We start from the raw sequence: 17245 nt of genomic DNA, 5'->3' as shown, positions 1-17245 counted from the left end.
CGGCAAAAAAGGTGGGGACAGTGGCAACAGAATTATTAGTCAAGTGTTTGAAAGAGAAATACTTGGAAGGATTTAAGAAGGGTCAGTCTATTGCGGGTAAATCTATTGCAAAACCAAAAAAGGGGGCTACCTTTGTGGCCCCAATTCGCAAGCGAACAGCTTACCGGGCAAGGGCTTACGTCCTGAATTGGTTGTTTTGCCCAGCATTCATTTTTCACCCATAGTACCTTACCAGCGTGACTAAAGCAGAAGTAATCGCCGAAATCGCCGACAAGACCGGCATCGAGAAAGCAGACGTTTCGGCTACCGTGGAAGCCTTCTTCAAAGTCGTGAAGGATTCGATGGCCGAAGGCAATAACATCTACGTGCGTGGCTTTGGCAGCTTCGTAAACAAAAAGCGCGCGAAGAAAGTCGCTCGTAACATCTCGAAAAATACGTCGATCATCATCGACGAGCATTTCATCCCGAGCTTCAAGCCGTCGAAAACCTTCATCGGCAAAATCAAGAACAGCAAGAAAATCAAAGAACTGGCCAACGCCTAAGGTGTTGATTCAGTTATAACCTACTGCTGGCGGCGCCGCGGGGCGTCCGGTAACACGGATGCCCGGCGGCCTGCTTTTTTCGGATGGCTACACGCACCTCTTCACATCAACTGATTCTGCTGGCAGTGGCCCTGGCCCTGGTGGCCGGGCTGTTTTTGTTGCCCAAGGTGATTGTAAAGCCCAAGGAAGGCAAAGGCGAACTGGCCCAGGATGCAGCCCGCACGGCCAACCGTGACAACGGCGCTGCCGCTCCATCTGTCGGCGGCCTTGATGAGCACGGCCACGCGGCCGGCAGCCACGATGCCGACGGCGGGGCTACTCCCGAGCAGCCCCACATGACAATTGCGCCGGCGCAGCGCCAGGAGCTGAACACGCTGCTGGCCAAGTACCGGACGACTGCCGACCCCATGGCCAAGCTACGCGTGGCCTCGGATCTGGCAATCAAGTACAAGGCCGTGGAGAAATTCGACAGCGCCGGCTACTACCTGGAGCAGCTGGCTCAGGCCCGCCCCGGCGAACAGGCCTGGCAGCGGGCGGCCGATGCGTACTTCGAAGCGTTTAGCTTTGCCGCTACGCAGGAGCGCCAGAAGCTGCTGGCGGCCAAGTGCCAAGAGCTCTACGGTAAAGTGTTGAAAAACAACCCGGAGAACCTGGACGCCAAAACCAACCTTGGTATGGCCTTCATGGCCAGCGCCAACCCGGTGCAGGGCGTCGTGCTGCTGCGCGAGGTGCTGGCCGCCGATCCGCGCAACGAAAAAGCCATCTACAACCTGGGTTTGCTCTCGATGCAGAGCAACCAGTACGAGAAGGCAGTAGAGCGTTTTCGCGAGTTGACCAAGGTAAATCCGTCAAACGTCAACGGACAGTTTTATCTTGGCGTCGCGTTAGCTGAAACTGGGGCGAAGGAAGAAGCCCGCGCGGCCTTCCAGAAAACCAAAAGCCTGAGCACCGACCCCAGCCTGACGGCCGCGGTTGATGAGCAGCTACAGAAGCTTAATTGAATGGCTGAATAGTTTGACTGTTAAATGGTTGTTGGTTCTGACAACTCGTTGCCCGGCCAACCATTTAACAATCCAACCATTCAGCCATTAAGAAGGAAACCATTCAACCACTTAACCCACAACAACATGCCCTGCGGTAAAAAAAGAAAGCGTCATAAGATTGCTACCCACAAGCGGAAGAAGCGCCTGCGCAAAAACCGTCACAAGAAGAAGTAAGCCCTTTCGGGGTCTGCTGGCGGGGCGCTGCTGCTAAGGCGCGCCACCCGTCTATCTCTCATCTTGTATCCCCGAGAGTGGCTAATAAATTCGCTTTCCCCGAGGCTTGCAAGGGAAGCCGGTGCCTGGTGCACCGGCTTCCCTTTGCCGGTTTCGGGGGCGAAGGGCCATCATTGGGACTACCTAACAACCCAATCCATTGAGTAACGAATTAATCATTAATTCTACTCAGGAAGGAGAACGGATTGCCCTGCTACAGGACAAGCGGCTCATCGAATATCATTTCGACCGCAACGACACCAATTACTCGGTGGGCGACATCTTCCTGGGCACGGTCAAGAAAGTTATGCCCGGTCTGAACGCTGCGTTCATTGACATCGGGTACGAAAAAGATGCGTTTCTGCACTATGGCGACCTGGGCGAGCAATTTCCCTCGCTCAGCAAGTGGGTGCGGGGCGTACAGTCGCAGAAAACCCCCGTTGGCGCCCTCAAGTCGTTTGGCCTCGAAAAGCCGCTCGACAAAGTGGGCAAGATTGCCGACACCCTCAAGAAGAGCCAGCAGGTGCTGGTTCAGATTGTAAAGGAACCCATTTCCACCAAGGGCCCGCGCCTGTCCACCGATATTTCGATGGCCGGCCGCTACCTGGTGCTGGTGCCTTTTTCGAATACCATCAGCGTGTCGAAGAAGATTGTGAGCAAGACGGAGCGTGAGCGGCTCAAGCGGCTCATTGCTTCCATCAAGCCCGACAACTTCGGCGTGATTATCCGCACGGTGGCCGAGGGCCGCGAAGTGGCCGAGCTGGACCGCGACATGCAGAGCATGACCAGCAAATGGGAGCAGCTCTTCACGGCGCTGCGCTCTGCCAAGCCCAACGACAAGGTGCTGGGCGAGCTGGGCCGCACCAGCTCCATGCTGCGCGACATGCTCAACGAGTCGTTTGATGCCATTACGGTGGATACGACGGCCCGCTACGAGGAAATGCGCGGCTATCTGGAGCAGATTGCGCCCGATAAGCTGGGCCTGCTGAAGCACTACACCGGCAAGGTGAAGGTGTTTGAGCACCTGGGCATTGAAAAACAGCTCAAAACGCTGTTTGGCAAAACCGTGACGGTGCCCGGCGGCGGCTACCTGGTAATCGAGCACACCGAAGCTTTGCACGTCATCGACGTCAACTCCGGCAACAAGAGTAACCAGGAAAGCGACCAGGAAGCCACGGCCCTCATGGTGAACATGCTGGCGGCCAAGGAAGTAGCCCGGCAGCTTCGGCTGCGCGACATGGGCGGCATCATCGTCGTCGATTTCATTGACATGAAGTCGGCGGAGAGCCGCAAGAAGGTGGAGGACGCCGTGTATCAGGTAATGAAACACGACAAGGCGCGCTACACCATTCTGCCCATCACCAAGTTCGGGCTGCTCCAGATTACGCGGCAACGCGTGCGCCCGGCCGAGAACATCATCACCGGGGAAGTGTGCCCAACCTGCGGCGGAACCGGCAAAATCTCGGCCTCCATCCAGGTAACCGACGAAATCGACAACAGCATCGAAGACTTGCTGGTGACGCAGAATCAGTCGGGCATTACGCTGCACGTGCATCCGTTCCTGCATGCCTACTACACCAAAGGCCTCGTAAGCCGGCAGATGAAGTGGTATCTGAAATACTACAAGTGGATCAAAGTCACCAAAGACACCAGCCTGGGGCTGACCGATTACCGCATCGAAGACGAAAACGGTGAGGAAATCGAGCTGCACTCGGCGGCGGCGGCCATGGCCCGCCTCCAGGACCACGAAGTAGACATTACCGATTAACCAAGTAGCGTGGTTGTCTGCGACAACTCCTCCTGAAAGAAGAAAAGCCCGCCCTACGGTATGTAGAGCGGGCTTTTTTAATCACGGATTTTGCGGATTAGACGGATTGTTCGGATTCAGTTTTAAGCTATCTACGCTCATGTGCTTTGCACAGAAACGAGCCGGAAATGAATCCGAACAATCCGTCTAATCCGCAAAATCCGTGATTAAAACTTCAACCCCAGGTCCAGGGCAAACTCGCTGTTTTTGAGGGTGACGTCTTGGAAGTCGCGCTCATTGTCGAAATACTTGTCGATGTTGAGCAGGCCACGGTGGTAGCTCAGGCCGGCGAATACCTTGGTGCTCTGGCCCACCTGATACTCCACGCCCAGGCCCGCCAGCACGGCCGCTTCCGGAATGATGATGTGGTCGGAGGCTTTGGTTTCGGTGTTGTTGTTGCCGGGGTCGGTATAGCGCTTCTCGCCGTTGATTTTGGCAGCAATGGCGCCGCCCACGCTACCGCCCAGCTGGAAGTAGAGCTTGGTGTCGGTAGTGATGTCGTTGGTGAACAGCTTCACCGTGAGGGGCACCTCCAGGTACTGCATACCGATTTTCTGCTCCTGCCGACGGTTGGTGTTGGGGTCGAAGTAGCTGATGGTGCCACCCTTGCCCACCAGCTGCAGGCCTGAGCTGAAGGCGTAGTTTTCGCCGAAGAAGTAGTCGACCACCAGGCCGCCGCCGATGGTGAGCTTGCTCTTCTCGTTTTTGAAGCCGAGCGTGCTCGGGGATTCGGTGCGCAGGTTGGTGATGGAAGGCGACAGTTTGAGGCCAATTTCGACCTGAGCCGAAGCCGTAGCGGCCGATGCACCTACCAGGAGGGCAGCAAGCAGAATTTTTTTCATGGCGAAGGCGAGTTGAGTAAGCCGCGGAATACGATGCCGCTGGGCGCGGCGTTTGGTTTTGGCTAATTTCGCCCAAAGATAGAAGCATGCCCCACTTTCCTTTTGCTATGCGCCCCATCCTGCCCGCCATACTGGGTGGCTGCCTGCTGCTGCTGGCCGCCTGCAGCCGCGACACCGACACGTCCTGCACGCCCGACCCTGCCGTGGCCAAGGTAGCGGCACCCGTGCAGCTGACCCGGCTGGAAAAGCCGTTCTTCCAGATTCGGACCACCGCTGACGCCCAACGCTTCCTGGCCGAGCAGCCGCTCTTTGCCAACCAGTTTCTGCAGCGCCGCCAGTTTCCGTCGGATGAGGTGCTGGCGGGCACGCTCACGCGCCTGGCCACCAACCAGGGCCTGCAGGTGCTCGGCCGCCAGACCGACAGCGTATTCCAGGACTCGGGCAAGCTGAAAGCCGGGCTGGAAGGCATGTTCCGGCACATTCGCTACAATTTCCCCGCGTTCCGGGTGCCGCCCGTGCAGACGTTTGTGTCAGGCCTGAGCCAGGATATGTTTGTGAACGACAGCCTGATGGTGCTGGGGCTGGACTTCTTCGTGGGGCCCACGGCGCGCTACCGCCCCAACGTGCCCGAGTACATCCTGCGCCGCTACCGCCCCGAGTACGTGCTGCCCACCGCCGCGCTGGCCATCAGCAGCAAGTACAACCGCAAGGAGCTCACCAACCAGACCATGCTGGGCGAGATGGTGCAGTACGGCAAGTCCTTATACTTCGCGGAGCGGGTGCTGCCCTGCACCGCCGACTCGCTGCTCATCGGCTACACCGACAGGGAGCTGCGGGGCGTGTATTTCAACGAAGGCAAGATATGGGCCCACTTCCTCGACAAGAAGCTGCTCTACAATACCGCCCCGTTTACGGTGCAGAAGTACGTAGGCGAGCGGCCCAACATTCCCGAAATCGACAAGACCTGCCCCGGCCGCATCGGGGCGTGGGTGGGCTGGCAGATGGTGCGCAAGTACATGGCCGAAAACCCCAAGGTGACCCTGGCCCAGCTGATGGCCGACAAAAACCCGCAGCACATCCTCAACGAGTCGCACTACCGCCCGCGCCCGCGCCGGGCCGAACGGTAGATTAAGTGGTAATTGCTGATTAGGAATCGACTCTGCAGATTCCCCGCCGGGTCGGTCATGTAACTGCAGAGTCAATTCCTCATTACTAATTCTCAATTACTAATTGACGCCACGTGCACATTGCCGTTTTCAGCCAGTACCACACCAACCCGGATTGCCCGGCCACGAGCCGGCACTACGCGTTGCTGGCATATCTGGCCCGGCAGCACCGCATCACACTCATCAGCACGCGCACCTGGGAGCCGCAGCGGCTTACGCAGCAGTATCCGTGGGTGCCGGCCGGGGTGGAGCTGCGCGTGGCCGACGTGCCCTACGCCAACCAGATGGGCGTGGCGCGGCGCGGCCTGGCCTTTGCGCAGTACGCGGCCTACGCCGTGCGCGAAGGCCTGCGTATTGACCGGCCCGACGTTATCTGGGGTATCAGCACGCCGCTGACGGCGGCCTGGGCGGCGGCGCAGGTGGCGCGGCGGCGCAAGGTGCCGTGGGTGTTTGAGGTGCAGGATCTGTGGCCTTCCTTCCCCATTGCCATGGGGGCCGTGCCGAACCGCTGGGCCCAGCGCCGCCTGTTTGCGCTGGAAAAAAGCCTGTACGGCAGCGCCCGCCACATCATGGCCCTTTCGCCGGACATGACGCGCTACGTGGAAGCCACGGCCAACCACAATCCGCTGGCCCCGCCCCGGGTAAGCACTGTGCTAAACGGCACCGACCTGGAGCTGGCCGCGCTGGCCACCGACGAGGCCGTAGCCACGCTGCGCCGCGAGCAAAATCTGGAAGGCCGCCGCGTGGTGCTGTATGCCGGCACGCTGGGCCGCGCCAACGACATCCCGACCCTGCTGGCCGCGGCGGAGCTGCTGGCGGCTCAGCTGCCGGATATGGTGTGGTTGTTTATGGGCCTGGGGTTTGACGAGCCGCGGGTGCGGGAGGCTGCCGCCCGCTGCCCGGCCATCCGGTTGGTGCTGCCGCAGCCCCGGCACGCTGTATTCAGCTGGTTCCGGCTGGCAGAGGTTTCCGTTGTGTCGTTTCTGGGGCTGCCGGTGCTCGATGCCAACTCACCGGCCAAGTTCTACGACAGTTTGGCCGTGGGCACGCCGGTAATCGTCACCAACAATGGCTGGACCCGCGAGCTGGTGGAAACGCACGGCTGCGGCTGGTTTTCGCCGCCGAGCGATGCGCCGGCCCTGGCGCAGTTGCTACACACGCTGCTGGAGCAGCCCGAGCAGCTACGCGCTGCCGGCGCCGCTGGCCGCCAGGTAGCCGCCACCGCCTTTGACCGCCAGCAGCTGGCAGCCACCGTGCAGCAGATTCTGGAGCAGGCAGCACAGTAGCATGCATTGCTTTGTGCTGCAGTGAGCCACTTTTATACTAAGTTGTGCTAGATGGCTGTTATTTGGCGCCTTTAGGAGCCTTGGCAGAGGTTTTCTGGCTTGCCTGCAGGGATTTAGCGGTGGTGTCGGCGTAGTACTTGCACCAGCTTTGGAGCGGGCAGATGGCGCATTTGGGCTGCCGGGCCACGCAGATGTACCGGCCGTGCAGAATCAGCCAGTGGTGTGCCTTGGGTATGAGCTCCTCCGGAATGTGGCGCACTAATTCCTTCTCCACGGCCAGCGGCGTGGTGGCCGTGCGCGGTACCAGCCCCAACCTGTGCGAAACCCGGAACACGTGCGTGTCCACGGCCATAGCCGGCTGGTTGTATATCACCGACACCACTACATTGGCCGTTTTGCGGCCTACGCCTGGCAGCCGCTGCAACTCCTCAATGGTGCTGGGCACCTCGCCCCCAAACTCACTGACCAGCAACCGGCCCAGACCGGCCAAGTGCTTGGCCTTGTTGTTGGGGTACGATACGCTCCGGATAAACGGAAAAATGTCTTCTGCCGAAGCGGCCGCTAGTTGCTCAGGCGTAGGAAACTGCTCCATCAGAGCCGGCATCACCAGGTTCACGCGCTTGTCGGTGCACTGGGCGCTGAGCACCACGGCCACAATCAGCTCGTAGGGCGACGAATAGTGCAGCTCGGTTTCCGGAGCCGGGAAATTGGTGGTGAAGTAGTCGAGGAAGTGGCGGAAACGCTCGGCTTTGCGCATGGTACAAAAGCAGCAAGAGCACCGCGGAAAGCTCCGTAGTGCAGGGGCAATAAAAAAGCGGGATGCCACGAAGGTACCGGTTGGTACGTTTCGGGGCATCCCGCCAGGGAATTTCCTTTTCCGTGGGCCGTAAAAGTAAGCGGCGTTCAGCTCCTACGCTGAGCGCAGGAAAGTGCGGGAGTATTGCAGAATGGCCTCCGTGCTGCTTTGGCTGGGCTTGCGGCGCAGGGTATCGAGGGTGCGCTGGGCCAGCAGCAGGTCGGCGCAGGTGGCCGCCAGGTCGGCGTCGTGCTGCAGGGCCTGCTCTACTTCCTGCTGTTCGTTAGCCGGCAATTCGTTGTACACGTACCGGAGCAGTTTCTCGTGGGTAAAGGTTTTGATCATAGAAAACGGGTTGTGCGGCCATTTTTTTCCGCAAATTGATCAGCGCGTAGCGCATCCGCCCCAGCGCCGTGTTGATGCTGACACCGGTGGCGTCGGCAATTTCCTGAAAGCTCATGTCGCCGTAGTGGCGCATCACCAGCACTTCCTTCTGCGCGGCGGGCAGTTCCTGTATTAACTCCCGAAGCCGTGCGTAGGTTTCTTCGCGCGTCAGCGCGGCTTCCACTCCTTCCTCGGCGTGAGAGAGAGAGTTGAAGGCATGGCTCGTCGTGTCGAGGTTGAGCAGCGGGCTGCGCTTCTCCCGACGGAAAAAATCGATGGCCAGGTTGTGGGCTATGCGGCAGATCCAGGAGGAAAACTTGCCTTCCTCGTTGTAGCGGCCACCTTTCATGGTGTGGATAGCCTTGATGAACGTATCCTGCAGCAGGTCTTCGGCCACGTCTTCGTCGCGCACGATCAGCATGATAGTGGTGAACACACGGGATTTGTACCGCTCGAGCAAGTGCGCGAAGGCCTCTTCATTGCCGGCAATGTAAAGGGATATGAGAGCGGAATCGCTCAGCTGCATGGTTTCCATAAAGGCTACGGGTTAAGGAACGTAGAGCTTTAGGCCATATTGTGCAGTTGCCGGTGAAATTCTGGAAAGTGAAGGGAGAATGAAGAACCCCTTGAACCAAATGTAGAGAACTGCCGGCCCAAACACAACGGGGAGCCGGGGCAGCCCGAATATTTTTTCAATATTTTTTCAAATACTCGATAGAATATGCAGAATGCCCGTTGGTTTATTGCCCTTATCGTGCGTTAAAGGCCGAAAAGCCGGAATTTTCTGTCAGCAAAAAAGTTGCATGCCTGCGCGGGGCCTGACCTCGCGTGGCGCAGTCCTACACGCTTTCATGCTGCCGCCGCCGGCCCAGCCAGGCGGTGGCCAGGCCTTCGTCGGTGAACAGGCGCACGTGGCATTGGGCATTGGTGACCATCGGCGCCCCCGATTCCTGGTCGATGGCGGACAAGTGGCCCGGCGACACCAAAAACGCCAGATACACCCGGCCGCCGAGGCGTGGGGCCAGCAGCGGCAGGAAGGTTTCCAGCGTCCAGAGCGTATCGTCCTCGCTGCTGATGCCGCGTCGCCGCAAATCGAGCAGCCAGAAGCGGCATTTGGGCGGCACGGCGGCCGTCAGCAGAGCCTCATAGCTCTGCTGCAGCTCGGAGCTGGACACCGGCCGCAGCCACCGCCCCAGCAGGAGCTGCAGATCGGGGCGAAAAGAGAGTTCCACGAAATCGGCCAGAAGGGTAGGAGTGGGCATAAGCGGCAAGCAGCGGAAGAGAGAGGAAAAGGGCGCCGGAAAAGCCGGCACCTGCGCAGGTATACAAAGCGCGCAGCAGGCCACAAAGTTAGGGCGGCTGCCCGCAACCGGCTTCCGCCTGCCACGGCCTACCTTTGCCCGCTCGTTTTTCGTCTTCTGCCCTATGCCTTCCGCTGTTCCGGCTCCCCGCCACGACCCATACGCTGCGTTGCGCCTGCCGGAGTTTCGGCGCTTCATCTCAGCCCGCGCCTGCCTGACGCTGGCCACCCAGATTCAGGGCGTAGTGGTCAGCTGGCAGATGTTCAAACTCACCGGCGACCCGCTGGCGCTGGGTTTGATTGGGCTGGCCGAAGCCATTCCCAGCATCGTCGTGTCGTTGTATGCCGGACACGTGGCCGACTCCGTGCGGCGCAAAAACATCATTGTGGCCATGGTGACGGTGCTGCTGCTGTGCTCGGTGGCGCTGGGCCTGCTGGCGCAGCCGCAGGCGGCCGGGCTACTGACGGCCGGTACGTCATTGGGGGGGCTGCTGGTGCTGCGGGGGCTGCCGCTCTACGCCGTCATCTTCGTGAGCGGCGTGGCGCGGGGCTTTCTGGGGCCAGCCGTGTTTTCGTTTATGCCGCAGCTGATGCCCGCGCGCGAGCAGCTTTCCAACGCCATTACCTGGAACAGCACCACCTGGCAGGCGGCTGCCGTGCTGGGGCCAGCCATTGGGGGCCTGCTGTTTGCGCACCTGGGCATAGCCGTGGCCTACGGCACCGACATCGCGCTGATGCTGCTGTCGTTGCTGCTGTTTCTGAGTATTGCGGGCCGCCCGCTGCCGCCCACTGAGGGCCAGAAGCTGGGCCTGAAGGAAAGCGTGCTGAGTGGCATGCAGTTCATCTTCCAGAACCAGCTGGTACTGGCCGCCTTGTCGCTGGATCTGTTTGCGGTGCTGTTTGGCGGGGCCGTGGCGCTGCTCCCAATTTTCGCCGACCAGATTCTGCATACCGGGGCCGCGGGCCTGGGCTACCTGCGCGCTGCCCCGGCCGTAGGGTCGGTGCTGATGGCCGTACTGCTGACTTATTTTCCGCTGCGTCGCCACGCCGGGCGCAAGTTGCTGTGGGCAGTGGCGGGCTTTGGTATAGCCACCATCTTTTTCGCCTTATCGACCAGCTTCTGGCTCTCCCTGTTTCTGCTGTTCCTGACGGGGGTGTTCGATTCGGTGTCGGTTATCGTGCGCTCCACGCTTATCCACACCTACACGCCCGAGTACATGAAGGGCCGCGTGTCGGCCGTGAACAACATCTTTATCGGCTCCAGCAACGAAATCGGGGCCTTCGAGTCAGGGGCGGCGGCGCGGGTGCTGGGCGTGGTGCGCTCGGTGGTTGTAGGTGGCGCCATGACCCTGCTGGTAGTGGGCATCACGGCCTGGCGCGCCGATAAGCTGCGTGACCTGGACCTCACGCCTGAGCCGGGCAAAGACGCCTAACGTCGGCCACTAGTGGCGGTGCTAATCACAAGGAACCACGGCCATTGCATGTATTCGGACCTGCACCGGCGGGTATTAGGGGTTTATAAACAAACTTATCCACATTTATGTGGATAAGTGGCTGATTTTCGGCTGATTTGCTGGCTAGCGCCGGGCGTGGGTGGCCAGCCAGTTGCCGATGATCTGAAGCGCCGAAGGTGAAAAGGTTTCGCTGATCTGGCCGTACTCAGAAGGAAGCCCGGTGGTGGCCGTCTGGAACAGGTGGTTGAGGCCGTCGAGTTGCTGAATGGTTACGTCACGGTTGCCGGCAGCCTGCAGGCCACTGCGAATAGCTTCGAGATTGGGGCCGGGTGCCACCTGCACATCTTTGGTGCCATTGAGGGCCAGTACCGGAGCCTTCACTTTCGCCAGGGCCGGGGCCGGATTCAGCCCCAGAAAGTACCGGTACCAGGGCGAGGTCATCTGGGCGGCCATCGTGGTCAAAGTCGATTCGGGTACGCCGGGGCTGGCCTGCTTCAGCAGGGGCACCATCCGCGCAATGGCGGGCGGGTTGTCGGGGGTGGTCTGGATGACGGTGAGCAGGGCCTGCTGGGTGCGGCGCATGCGGCCGGCACTGGCCGTATCGAGTCCCGAGGCGCGCAATACATCGGCCTGCTGGCGCAGCAGCAACTCCCGGCCACTCACGCCCATCCCCGCCAGCGACACGATGAAGGCCGGTGGGTTGGGCGCGGCCCCCGCCAGCAGCGCAATGGTGCCGCCCTCGCTATGCCCGATCAGGCCCACGCGCTTGGGCTGCACGCCGGTCTGGGTGCGCAGAAACGCCAGCGCCGACTGGGCATCGGCCAGAAAGTCGGCGGTGGTGGCAGTGGCAAACGTGCCACCCGACTGGCCCACGCCCCGGTCGTCGTAGCGCAGCACGGCAAAGCCGCGCCGGGTCAGGTAATCGGCCAGCACCCGAAACGGATGGTGCCCGGCCAGGCTTTCGTCGCGGTCCTGCGGGCCGGAGCCCGATATCAGCACCACGGCCGGAAACGGACCTTTGCCGGCCGGCAGGGTGAGGGTGCCGGCCAGCTCATGCCCGCCGTCAGGGTTTTTGAAGCGCACCTGCTGCTCGCGGTAGGGCAACGGCGATACTGGGTCTTGGGGGCGAACCGGTGGAGTAGGCGGGGCGGGCAGGCCCCGCTGCAGTACCAGCGGCCACTGCTCGCCGTTCTGCTTCCAACGCCCAGTCAGCTGCTTACCATCAGCCGATAGACGGGCAGCGTAGCGCACGCCCAGAAAATCGGACAGCAGAATCAGGCTGTCCTGACGCATTTCGGCGCTGGAGAAGGCCAGGCCGGTTACTTTCTGAGAGGGCACGTCCAGCGCGGCGGCCAGGGGACCGGCGGACTGTTCGGCGATATGCACAATCAGCTGCGGCGGATTGGCGGGCGTGGCCAGCGTGCCGTGCCAGTCGCCGGCCAGCGGCCGGGCCTGCTGGGCATAGGCGGGCGTCGCCAGACTGGCCAAGCCCGCCAACAGCGCCCCGCATACCACTAGCCACCCCAAATACATCCGTATCATCTGCTCAGAAGAAGAAAGCCCGTGTAGAAAGCGCAAGTATACGGCCCCGGCTGCATTCAACCGGCTCCTAAAAACCGCAGCGGGCGCCGGGCCGCCGAAGCTGCCAGGCGTATGGGCTACACACCGGCAATTCCGGCTGCTCAGCGCCCGGGGCAGGCTGGCAGCAAAGCAGGCTAGCGGCTGGCCTGCGTAGGAGCGTTACGGGATTTGCGCGACGTTTTAGGCGCTTTGCCGGGGGCCTCACGCTTCACCGTCACGGGTACTGCCTCGGCCTGGGTGGTGCGCTTGGCAATCCAGGCGCGCATCATGTCCAGGGCTTTGGGCGAAAAAGTAGGCTGCTGCGCGCCGTTTACCACTGCCCAGTCCTCGGGCTTGGGCTGCATCCAGTGGTTTACCTCGGGCAGCTTCTGCGTGGTTACGTCGCGGTTGGTGCGCAGGCCTTTGCGCAGCATGGCCAGGTTGTTGGTGGCTTCCACCTGCAGGTCGTCGGCGCCGTTGATGGCCAGCACCGGGCACTGCACTTCGGGCAGCTTGCGGGTGGGTTCGAAGTCGATAAAGTAGCGCGACCAGGGCGAGGTGAGCTGAATGGCGCGGGCGCGGGCCATGTGCGGGTCGAGGTCGGTGTTGCTCATGCGCAGTGTGGCGGCCACTTTGCCCCGGGCCTGGGCATCGTTGGGCGTCTGCCGGATGATGTCAATCATCTGGGCGTGCAGCTCCATGGAGGCCTTCACCTGGGCCGGGCTGGCCCCAATCAGGCGCATGATTTCCAGCTGCTGCCGCGTCAGTACGTGGCGGCCCGGCAGGCCGTAGCCCGCCATCGACACCACGAAGGCCGGTTTGGCCGGGCCGGGCTCGGCCGCCGCCAGAAAGGCCACGTTGGCGCCTTCGCCGTGCCCGATAAACCCGATTTCCTGCGGATTGATGAGGTTGCGGCTCCGCAGAAAGGCCATGGCTGCCTGCGCGTCACTCACCAGATCCTGGGTGGTAGCCGTCAGGTAGATGCCCTGCGACTTGCCGGTGCCCCGGTCGTCGAAGCGCAGCACGGCAATGCCGCGGCGAGTGAGGTAGTCGCCCAGAATGCTGAACATGCGGTACTCCTGCTCGCCGGCGTCGCGGTCCTGCGGGCCTGAGTCGGAGAGCAGCACCACGGCCGGGAAGGGGCCCGGGCCGGCCGGCACGGTCAGGATGCCGCTCAGGCGGAGCTTGGCCGCATTGTTCATGAAGCTGATTTCGTCTTCGCGATAGGGTGGCGTGAGGCGCACTTTGCCGGAGGCCGTGGCCGCAGACTTGGCGCGTTCAAACACCAGCGGCCCCGAAAGGCCAGGCTGCTTCCACACCCCGGTGAGCTGGTCGCCGTTGTTCTGGATTTTGCCCACGAAGCTGCTGCCGGCTTGCTCGATGTGCAGGCTGAGCTCGCTGCCTTTCACCTCCACTTCCACCGGCATGCGGTAGATGCGCTGCTGGGGCACGTCGAGGGCGGCGTAGTAGCCGCCATTTGTGAGCGGAATGATAGTGATAATCAGGTCGAGCTGCCCGCCGGGTACCTTAAGCGGGCCGCGCCACTGGCCATTGAGAATGGGCGCTACCCCGGCAAAAACCGGCATAGCGAGCAGCACTGCGAAGACCAGAAAAAAAGCGTGTAATGTTTTCTTCATATAGTTACAAAAGAAAGCTGTCCGTGGCATCCGTATACGGCAAGTCCACGGAAAGAAACAAAATCAAAGTTACTCTAATCAAAATATTTATTGACTGGTTGAGCTTCTCTTCACTGACCGATGGTCGGCTGCTGGTGGCGGGCTGCCAGCGCAACAAAAAGCCCGCCGCCACCAGCAGCCGTACCCACGCGTGTGGGCCGGGCTGCCGGTGGCGGCGGGCCGCCAATGGGTCAGTAGGGAAGGAGCTAGCAGTTGCCGTCCAGGTCGCAGGCGGCCCCGGCTGCGCCGGTTAGCTCCACGGGCCGGGGCCGGGCTTCTTCCCACACCTTGGCCAGTACTTCCTCGAACAGCTCTGTCGGCTGGGCGCCCGACACGGCGTACTTATCATCGAAAACAAAGTAGGGCACGCCACGCACCCCAATCTGCCGGGCCTGGTATTCGTCGTGGCGAACTTCCTGCGCGAAGGCATCGGACGTAAGTGCCTCCGTCACGGCATCGGCGGGCAGCTGCAGTTCGGCGGCCAGCGCCTGCAGCGTGGGCACGTCGTTGATGTCAAGGCCTTCTTCCAGATAGGCTTTGAACAGCCGCTCTTTGGCGGCATCCTGAAGGCCGTGCTGCTCGGCCAGGTGCACCAGGCGGTGCGCCCGGAACGTGTTAGCCGGCACCGCCCGGTCGAAGTCAAACGCCAGGCCTTCGGCCGCGGCCATTTCCGTCATGTTAGCCGACATCTGGCGGGCCCACTCCTCGGTGTTGCCGTATTTGGCGGCCAGGCGCTTGTAGAGGGTGCCTTCGCCGGGCTGCGGGTTGGAGTCGGCATCCAGTTCGAAGCTGCGCCAATGGATGTCAATGGCGTCGCGGTGGGGGAACTTGGCCAGGGCGTTTTCCAGGCGCCGTTTGCCGATGTAGCAGAACGGGCATACAATGTCGGACCAGATTTCTACTGATATTTTTTTCATGCTGCAGAGTCAAAAGCAAGGAGGCGTTGCGTTGCGCCAGTGGCTATAACAGGTGGTGAGGGCCGGTGGTTTCAGCGGGCGCAAAAAGGCCGGCCCCGTTGCTTAACCGGGCCGGCCTCAGACGTTGATGATGGGCTAGCGCGCCACGATGAGCTTCTGGCCGGGCTTTACTTCGTCGGACGTGAGATGATTGAGGCGGCGCAGCTCGTCCACGGTAATGCCCTGGTAGCGCCGCGAAATGTTGTAGAGCGTGTCGCCCTTCTGCACCAAGTGCACCTTTTGCTCGGCTACTTCGGGTGTGGCCGGCTTCCGGGCAGCCAGGGCGGGCTTCTGTGCTGTACGGGGCGAAGCCGGGCGGCTCGGGGCCGGGGCGTTGTCGTCGTCGGGGGCGGCCAGCAGCAGCTTCTGCCCGGGCATCACCTTCTCCGATTCCAGCCGGTTCCAGGCCATCAGCTGGCTGATCGTCAGGCCCCGGCTTTGCGCCACCTTCGCCAGATTGTCGCCGCGCCGCACCACGTAGGTAGTTGGCATGGTGTCATCGGCTACCGCAAGTGTGGCTGCAGCAGCGGCGGCCTCCTGGCCGATAAGCTGTGGATTGCGGCTGGCAATAGCGGCCTTCAGCGGTTCGGCGGCGGCTACCATCTCAGCCATAGAGGCGGTGGTAGGTGCCGTGCCGGTAGTTTTGGCAATCGGTGACGTCAGGCGTGGTGGTACCGAGGGTTTGCGGTCGGCAGCGGCTACAGACCGGGCAGGTGATGTAGCGGGTGTGGCAATTGGCACAAACACGACCAACTGTTTGCCTGGCACTAAGGCCTTACCCTTGCGAAGGCCATTCCAGCGGGCCAGCTGGGTGGTCGTCACGTCGTAGCGCTCGGCCACTGCCGCCGCCGACTCGCCGCGCCGGACCGTGTGGCGCACGCGCCGAAAGCGCGGGGCCGCCACTTCTGCTTCTTCGCGCGGCCCGCCGCTGGCCGCCAGCGTCCGCGACGGGAAAGGCACTACGCCTTCCAGACGGGCCATCAGCGGCTGCAACGGTTGCGGCAGATCAACCTGGGGACGGCAGTAGTCGAACAGCGTGGCGCGGGCCACTACGGCCAGCTGCGGGCGCACGGCCGCCGGAATCTGCACGGTATAGGCTCGGTAGCCTTCGGGCAGCCAGCTGCGGCGCAGCTCGGGGTTGTAGCGCAGCAGCGCCGCCGAGTCGGGCAGGCCGCAGGCCTGGCTGAGGCGGTGCAGGTCGAGGGCGTGGCCACCTACCTGCAGAGTGTCCATGGCTTCGGCGTAGCGGTATTTCAGGTCCGGCGAGTGCAGCTGGTGGGCCTGCGCGTACTGCATCGAGTACATGATGGCCGTGAAAGTGGGCACGTAGTTGCGCGTTTCCTTGGGTAGGTGCGGATACAGGTCCCAGAACGTTTTCTTGCCCGTGCGGCGCATCACGCGCTGCATGCTGCCGGCGCCCCAGTTGTAGGCCGCCAGCACCAGCTCCCAGTCGTGGAAGATGCCGTAGAGGTAGCGCAGGTGCTTGCAGGCCGCTTCTGTGGACTTCTCCGGGTTCATGCGCTCGTCCACCCAGTCGTCGCGGCGCAGGCGCAGGTCGCCGGCCGTAGGGCCCATGAACTGCCACAGCCCGGTAGCGCCCACCGGCGACTTGGCCGTCGGAATCAGGGCCGATTCCACTACGGCCAGGTACTTGAGGTCGGTGGGCAGATTGTACTTGGCGAGGTACTTCTCAAACAGCGGAAAATATACGTTTTCGCGCTCCAGCACCCGTTGCATGTACTTACGGTTGCGCTCCGTAAACAGCTTCACAAACGACATCACGGCCGGATTGAAGGTGTGAGGCGCATCGGTTTCAAAGCAGTTGATCCGGTCCCCGACCAGGTCGCGCAGCTCAGGTGGGGCCTGTAGCCAGGCCAGCCGCACAGAATCCACGGCTATAGGCTCGGCTGCCAGCGAATCGGGGAGCAGCTGCAGGTCTACTACCTGCGTGGTGTCGTCGGCGGGGGTAGTGGGGGGGGGCTGCGGCAAACCAAACGGACGTGTCTGCGCCATGCCGGCGTGAGAAGCCACCAATCCCAGCACCCCGCTGGCCACCACAACACGCAACAACTGTTTCTTCATTTCTTCGCCTGGGTCGTCGTGAAAAAAACGAAAAGCCCTGATTCAAATCGGGTTAAATATACGGTCTGCAAGTGCAACTTCCCGGCAAAAGCAAAAACGACGGGGTGCGCAGCGGCACCTCGTCGTTTTTGCTTGCAA

At 61.7% G+C, this 17245-nt stretch carries 15 protein-coding genes; 6 read left to right on the top strand and 9 right to left on the bottom strand.

The window, feature by feature from the left end; all coding sequences use genetic code 11:
- Positions 1 to 236: 236 nt before the first annotated feature.
- From N008_RS05855 to N008_RS05845, 3 genes are all read left to right on the top strand, one after another.
- Complete coding sequence (locus N008_RS05855) at positions 237 to 542, top strand: HU family DNA-binding protein (RefSeq protein ID WP_044014459.1); 306 nt, start codon at positions 237 to 239, stop codon at positions 540 to 542.
- An 83-nt stretch (positions 543 to 625) separates the two neighbouring features.
- On the top strand, positions 626 to 1543 hold the full coding sequence (locus N008_RS05850; RefSeq protein WP_052381249.1) for a tetratricopeptide repeat protein: 918 nt from the start codon (positions 626 to 628) through the stop codon (positions 1541 to 1543).
- Between the two features lie 415 nt (positions 1544 to 1958).
- Positions 1959 to 3566 (top strand): ribonuclease E/G, encoded by a 1608-nt coding sequence (locus N008_RS05845; protein WP_044014457.1) that lies wholly within the window; start codon positions 1959 to 1961, stop codon positions 3564 to 3566.
- Positions 3567 to 3772: 206 nt separating this feature from the next.
- Here the strand turns inward: N008_RS05845 and N008_RS05840 are convergent, their stop codons facing one another.
- Positions 3773 to 4447: a porin family protein gene (locus tag N008_RS05840; protein WP_044014456.1), complete on the bottom strand. Its 675-nt coding sequence runs from the start codon at positions 4445 to 4447 to the stop codon at positions 3773 to 3775.
- Positions 4448 to 4554: 107 nt separating this feature from the next.
- On the opposite strand from N008_RS05840, the gene N008_RS05835 reads away from it, so the two are divergent.
- The gene (locus N008_RS05835) at positions 4555 to 5574 is read left to right on the top strand and encodes a gliding motility lipoprotein GldB (protein ID WP_156109038.1); all 1020 of its coding nucleotides are present in this window, start codon (positions 4555 to 4557) and stop codon (positions 5572 to 5574) included.
- 113 nt (positions 5575 to 5687) lie between these two features.
- Positions 5688 to 6899, top strand: coding sequence for a glycosyltransferase family 4 protein (locus tag N008_RS05830; RefSeq protein ID WP_044014455.1), 1212 nt, complete (start codon positions 5688 to 5690; stop codon positions 6897 to 6899).
- 58 nt (positions 6900 to 6957) lie between these two features.
- Here N008_RS05830 and nth read toward each other — a convergent pair whose 3' ends face one another.
- From nth to N008_RS05810, 4 genes are all read right to left on the bottom strand, one after another.
- A complete protein-coding gene (gene nth / locus N008_RS05825; protein ID WP_044014454.1) occupies positions 6958 to 7656 on the bottom strand; it encodes an endonuclease III in 699 nt (232 codons plus the stop codon).
- Between the two features lie 153 nt (positions 7657 to 7809).
- Positions 7810 to 8040, bottom strand: coding sequence for a hypothetical protein (locus N008_RS05820; RefSeq protein ID WP_044014452.1), 231 nt, complete (start codon positions 8038 to 8040; stop codon positions 7810 to 7812).
- Positions 7979 to 8614: an RNA polymerase sigma factor gene (locus tag N008_RS05815; RefSeq protein ID WP_044014450.1), complete on the bottom strand. Its 636-nt coding sequence runs from the start codon at positions 8612 to 8614 to the stop codon at positions 7979 to 7981. Before N008_RS05815 ends, N008_RS05820 begins: the two co-directional genes overlap by 62 nt.
- 304 nt (positions 8615 to 8918) lie before the next feature.
- Positions 8919 to 9341, bottom strand: coding sequence for a hypothetical protein (locus N008_RS05810; protein ID WP_044014448.1), 423 nt, complete (start codon positions 9339 to 9341; stop codon positions 8919 to 8921).
- Positions 9342 to 9504: 163 nt separating this feature from the next.
- Between N008_RS05810 and N008_RS05805 the strand changes: the two genes are divergently transcribed.
- A complete protein-coding gene (locus N008_RS05805; RefSeq protein ID WP_052381247.1) occupies positions 9505 to 10812 on the top strand; it encodes an MFS transporter in 1308 nt (435 codons plus the stop codon).
- A 144-nt stretch (positions 10813 to 10956) separates the two neighbouring features.
- On the opposite strand, the gene N008_RS05800 is transcribed toward N008_RS05805, so the two are convergent.
- The 4 genes from N008_RS05800 to N008_RS21380 all read right to left on the bottom strand — a co-directional run bounded on the left by N008_RS05800 (position 10957) and on the right by N008_RS21380 (position 17107).
- Entirely contained in the window at positions 10957 to 12375 is a 1419-nt protein-coding gene (locus tag N008_RS05800) for an alpha/beta hydrolase family protein (RefSeq protein ID WP_081910636.1), read from the bottom strand.
- A gap of 173 nt (positions 12376 to 12548) precedes the next feature.
- The gene (locus tag N008_RS05795; protein WP_197062955.1) at positions 12549 to 14030 is read right to left on the bottom strand and encodes an alpha/beta hydrolase family protein; all 1482 of its coding nucleotides are present in this window, start codon (positions 14028 to 14030) and stop codon (positions 12549 to 12551) included.
- 245 nt (positions 14031 to 14275) lie between these two features.
- Positions 14276 to 14986 (bottom strand): DsbA family oxidoreductase, encoded by a 711-nt coding sequence (locus N008_RS05785; protein ID WP_231569787.1) that lies wholly within the window; start codon positions 14984 to 14986, stop codon positions 14276 to 14278.
- Positions 14987 to 15121: 135 nt separating this feature from the next.
- On the bottom strand, positions 15122 to 17107 hold the full coding sequence (locus N008_RS21380; protein WP_052381245.1) for a LysM peptidoglycan-binding domain-containing protein: 1986 nt from the start codon (positions 17105 to 17107) through the stop codon (positions 15122 to 15124).
- Positions 17108 to 17245: the final 138 nt, after the last annotated feature.

This window comes from Hymenobacter sp. APR13 (assembly GCF_000737515.1).
GTDB lineage: Bacteria > Bacteroidota > Bacteroidia > Cytophagales > Hymenobacteraceae > Hymenobacter.
This window is presented reverse-complemented; position numbering and strand designations above follow the sequence as displayed.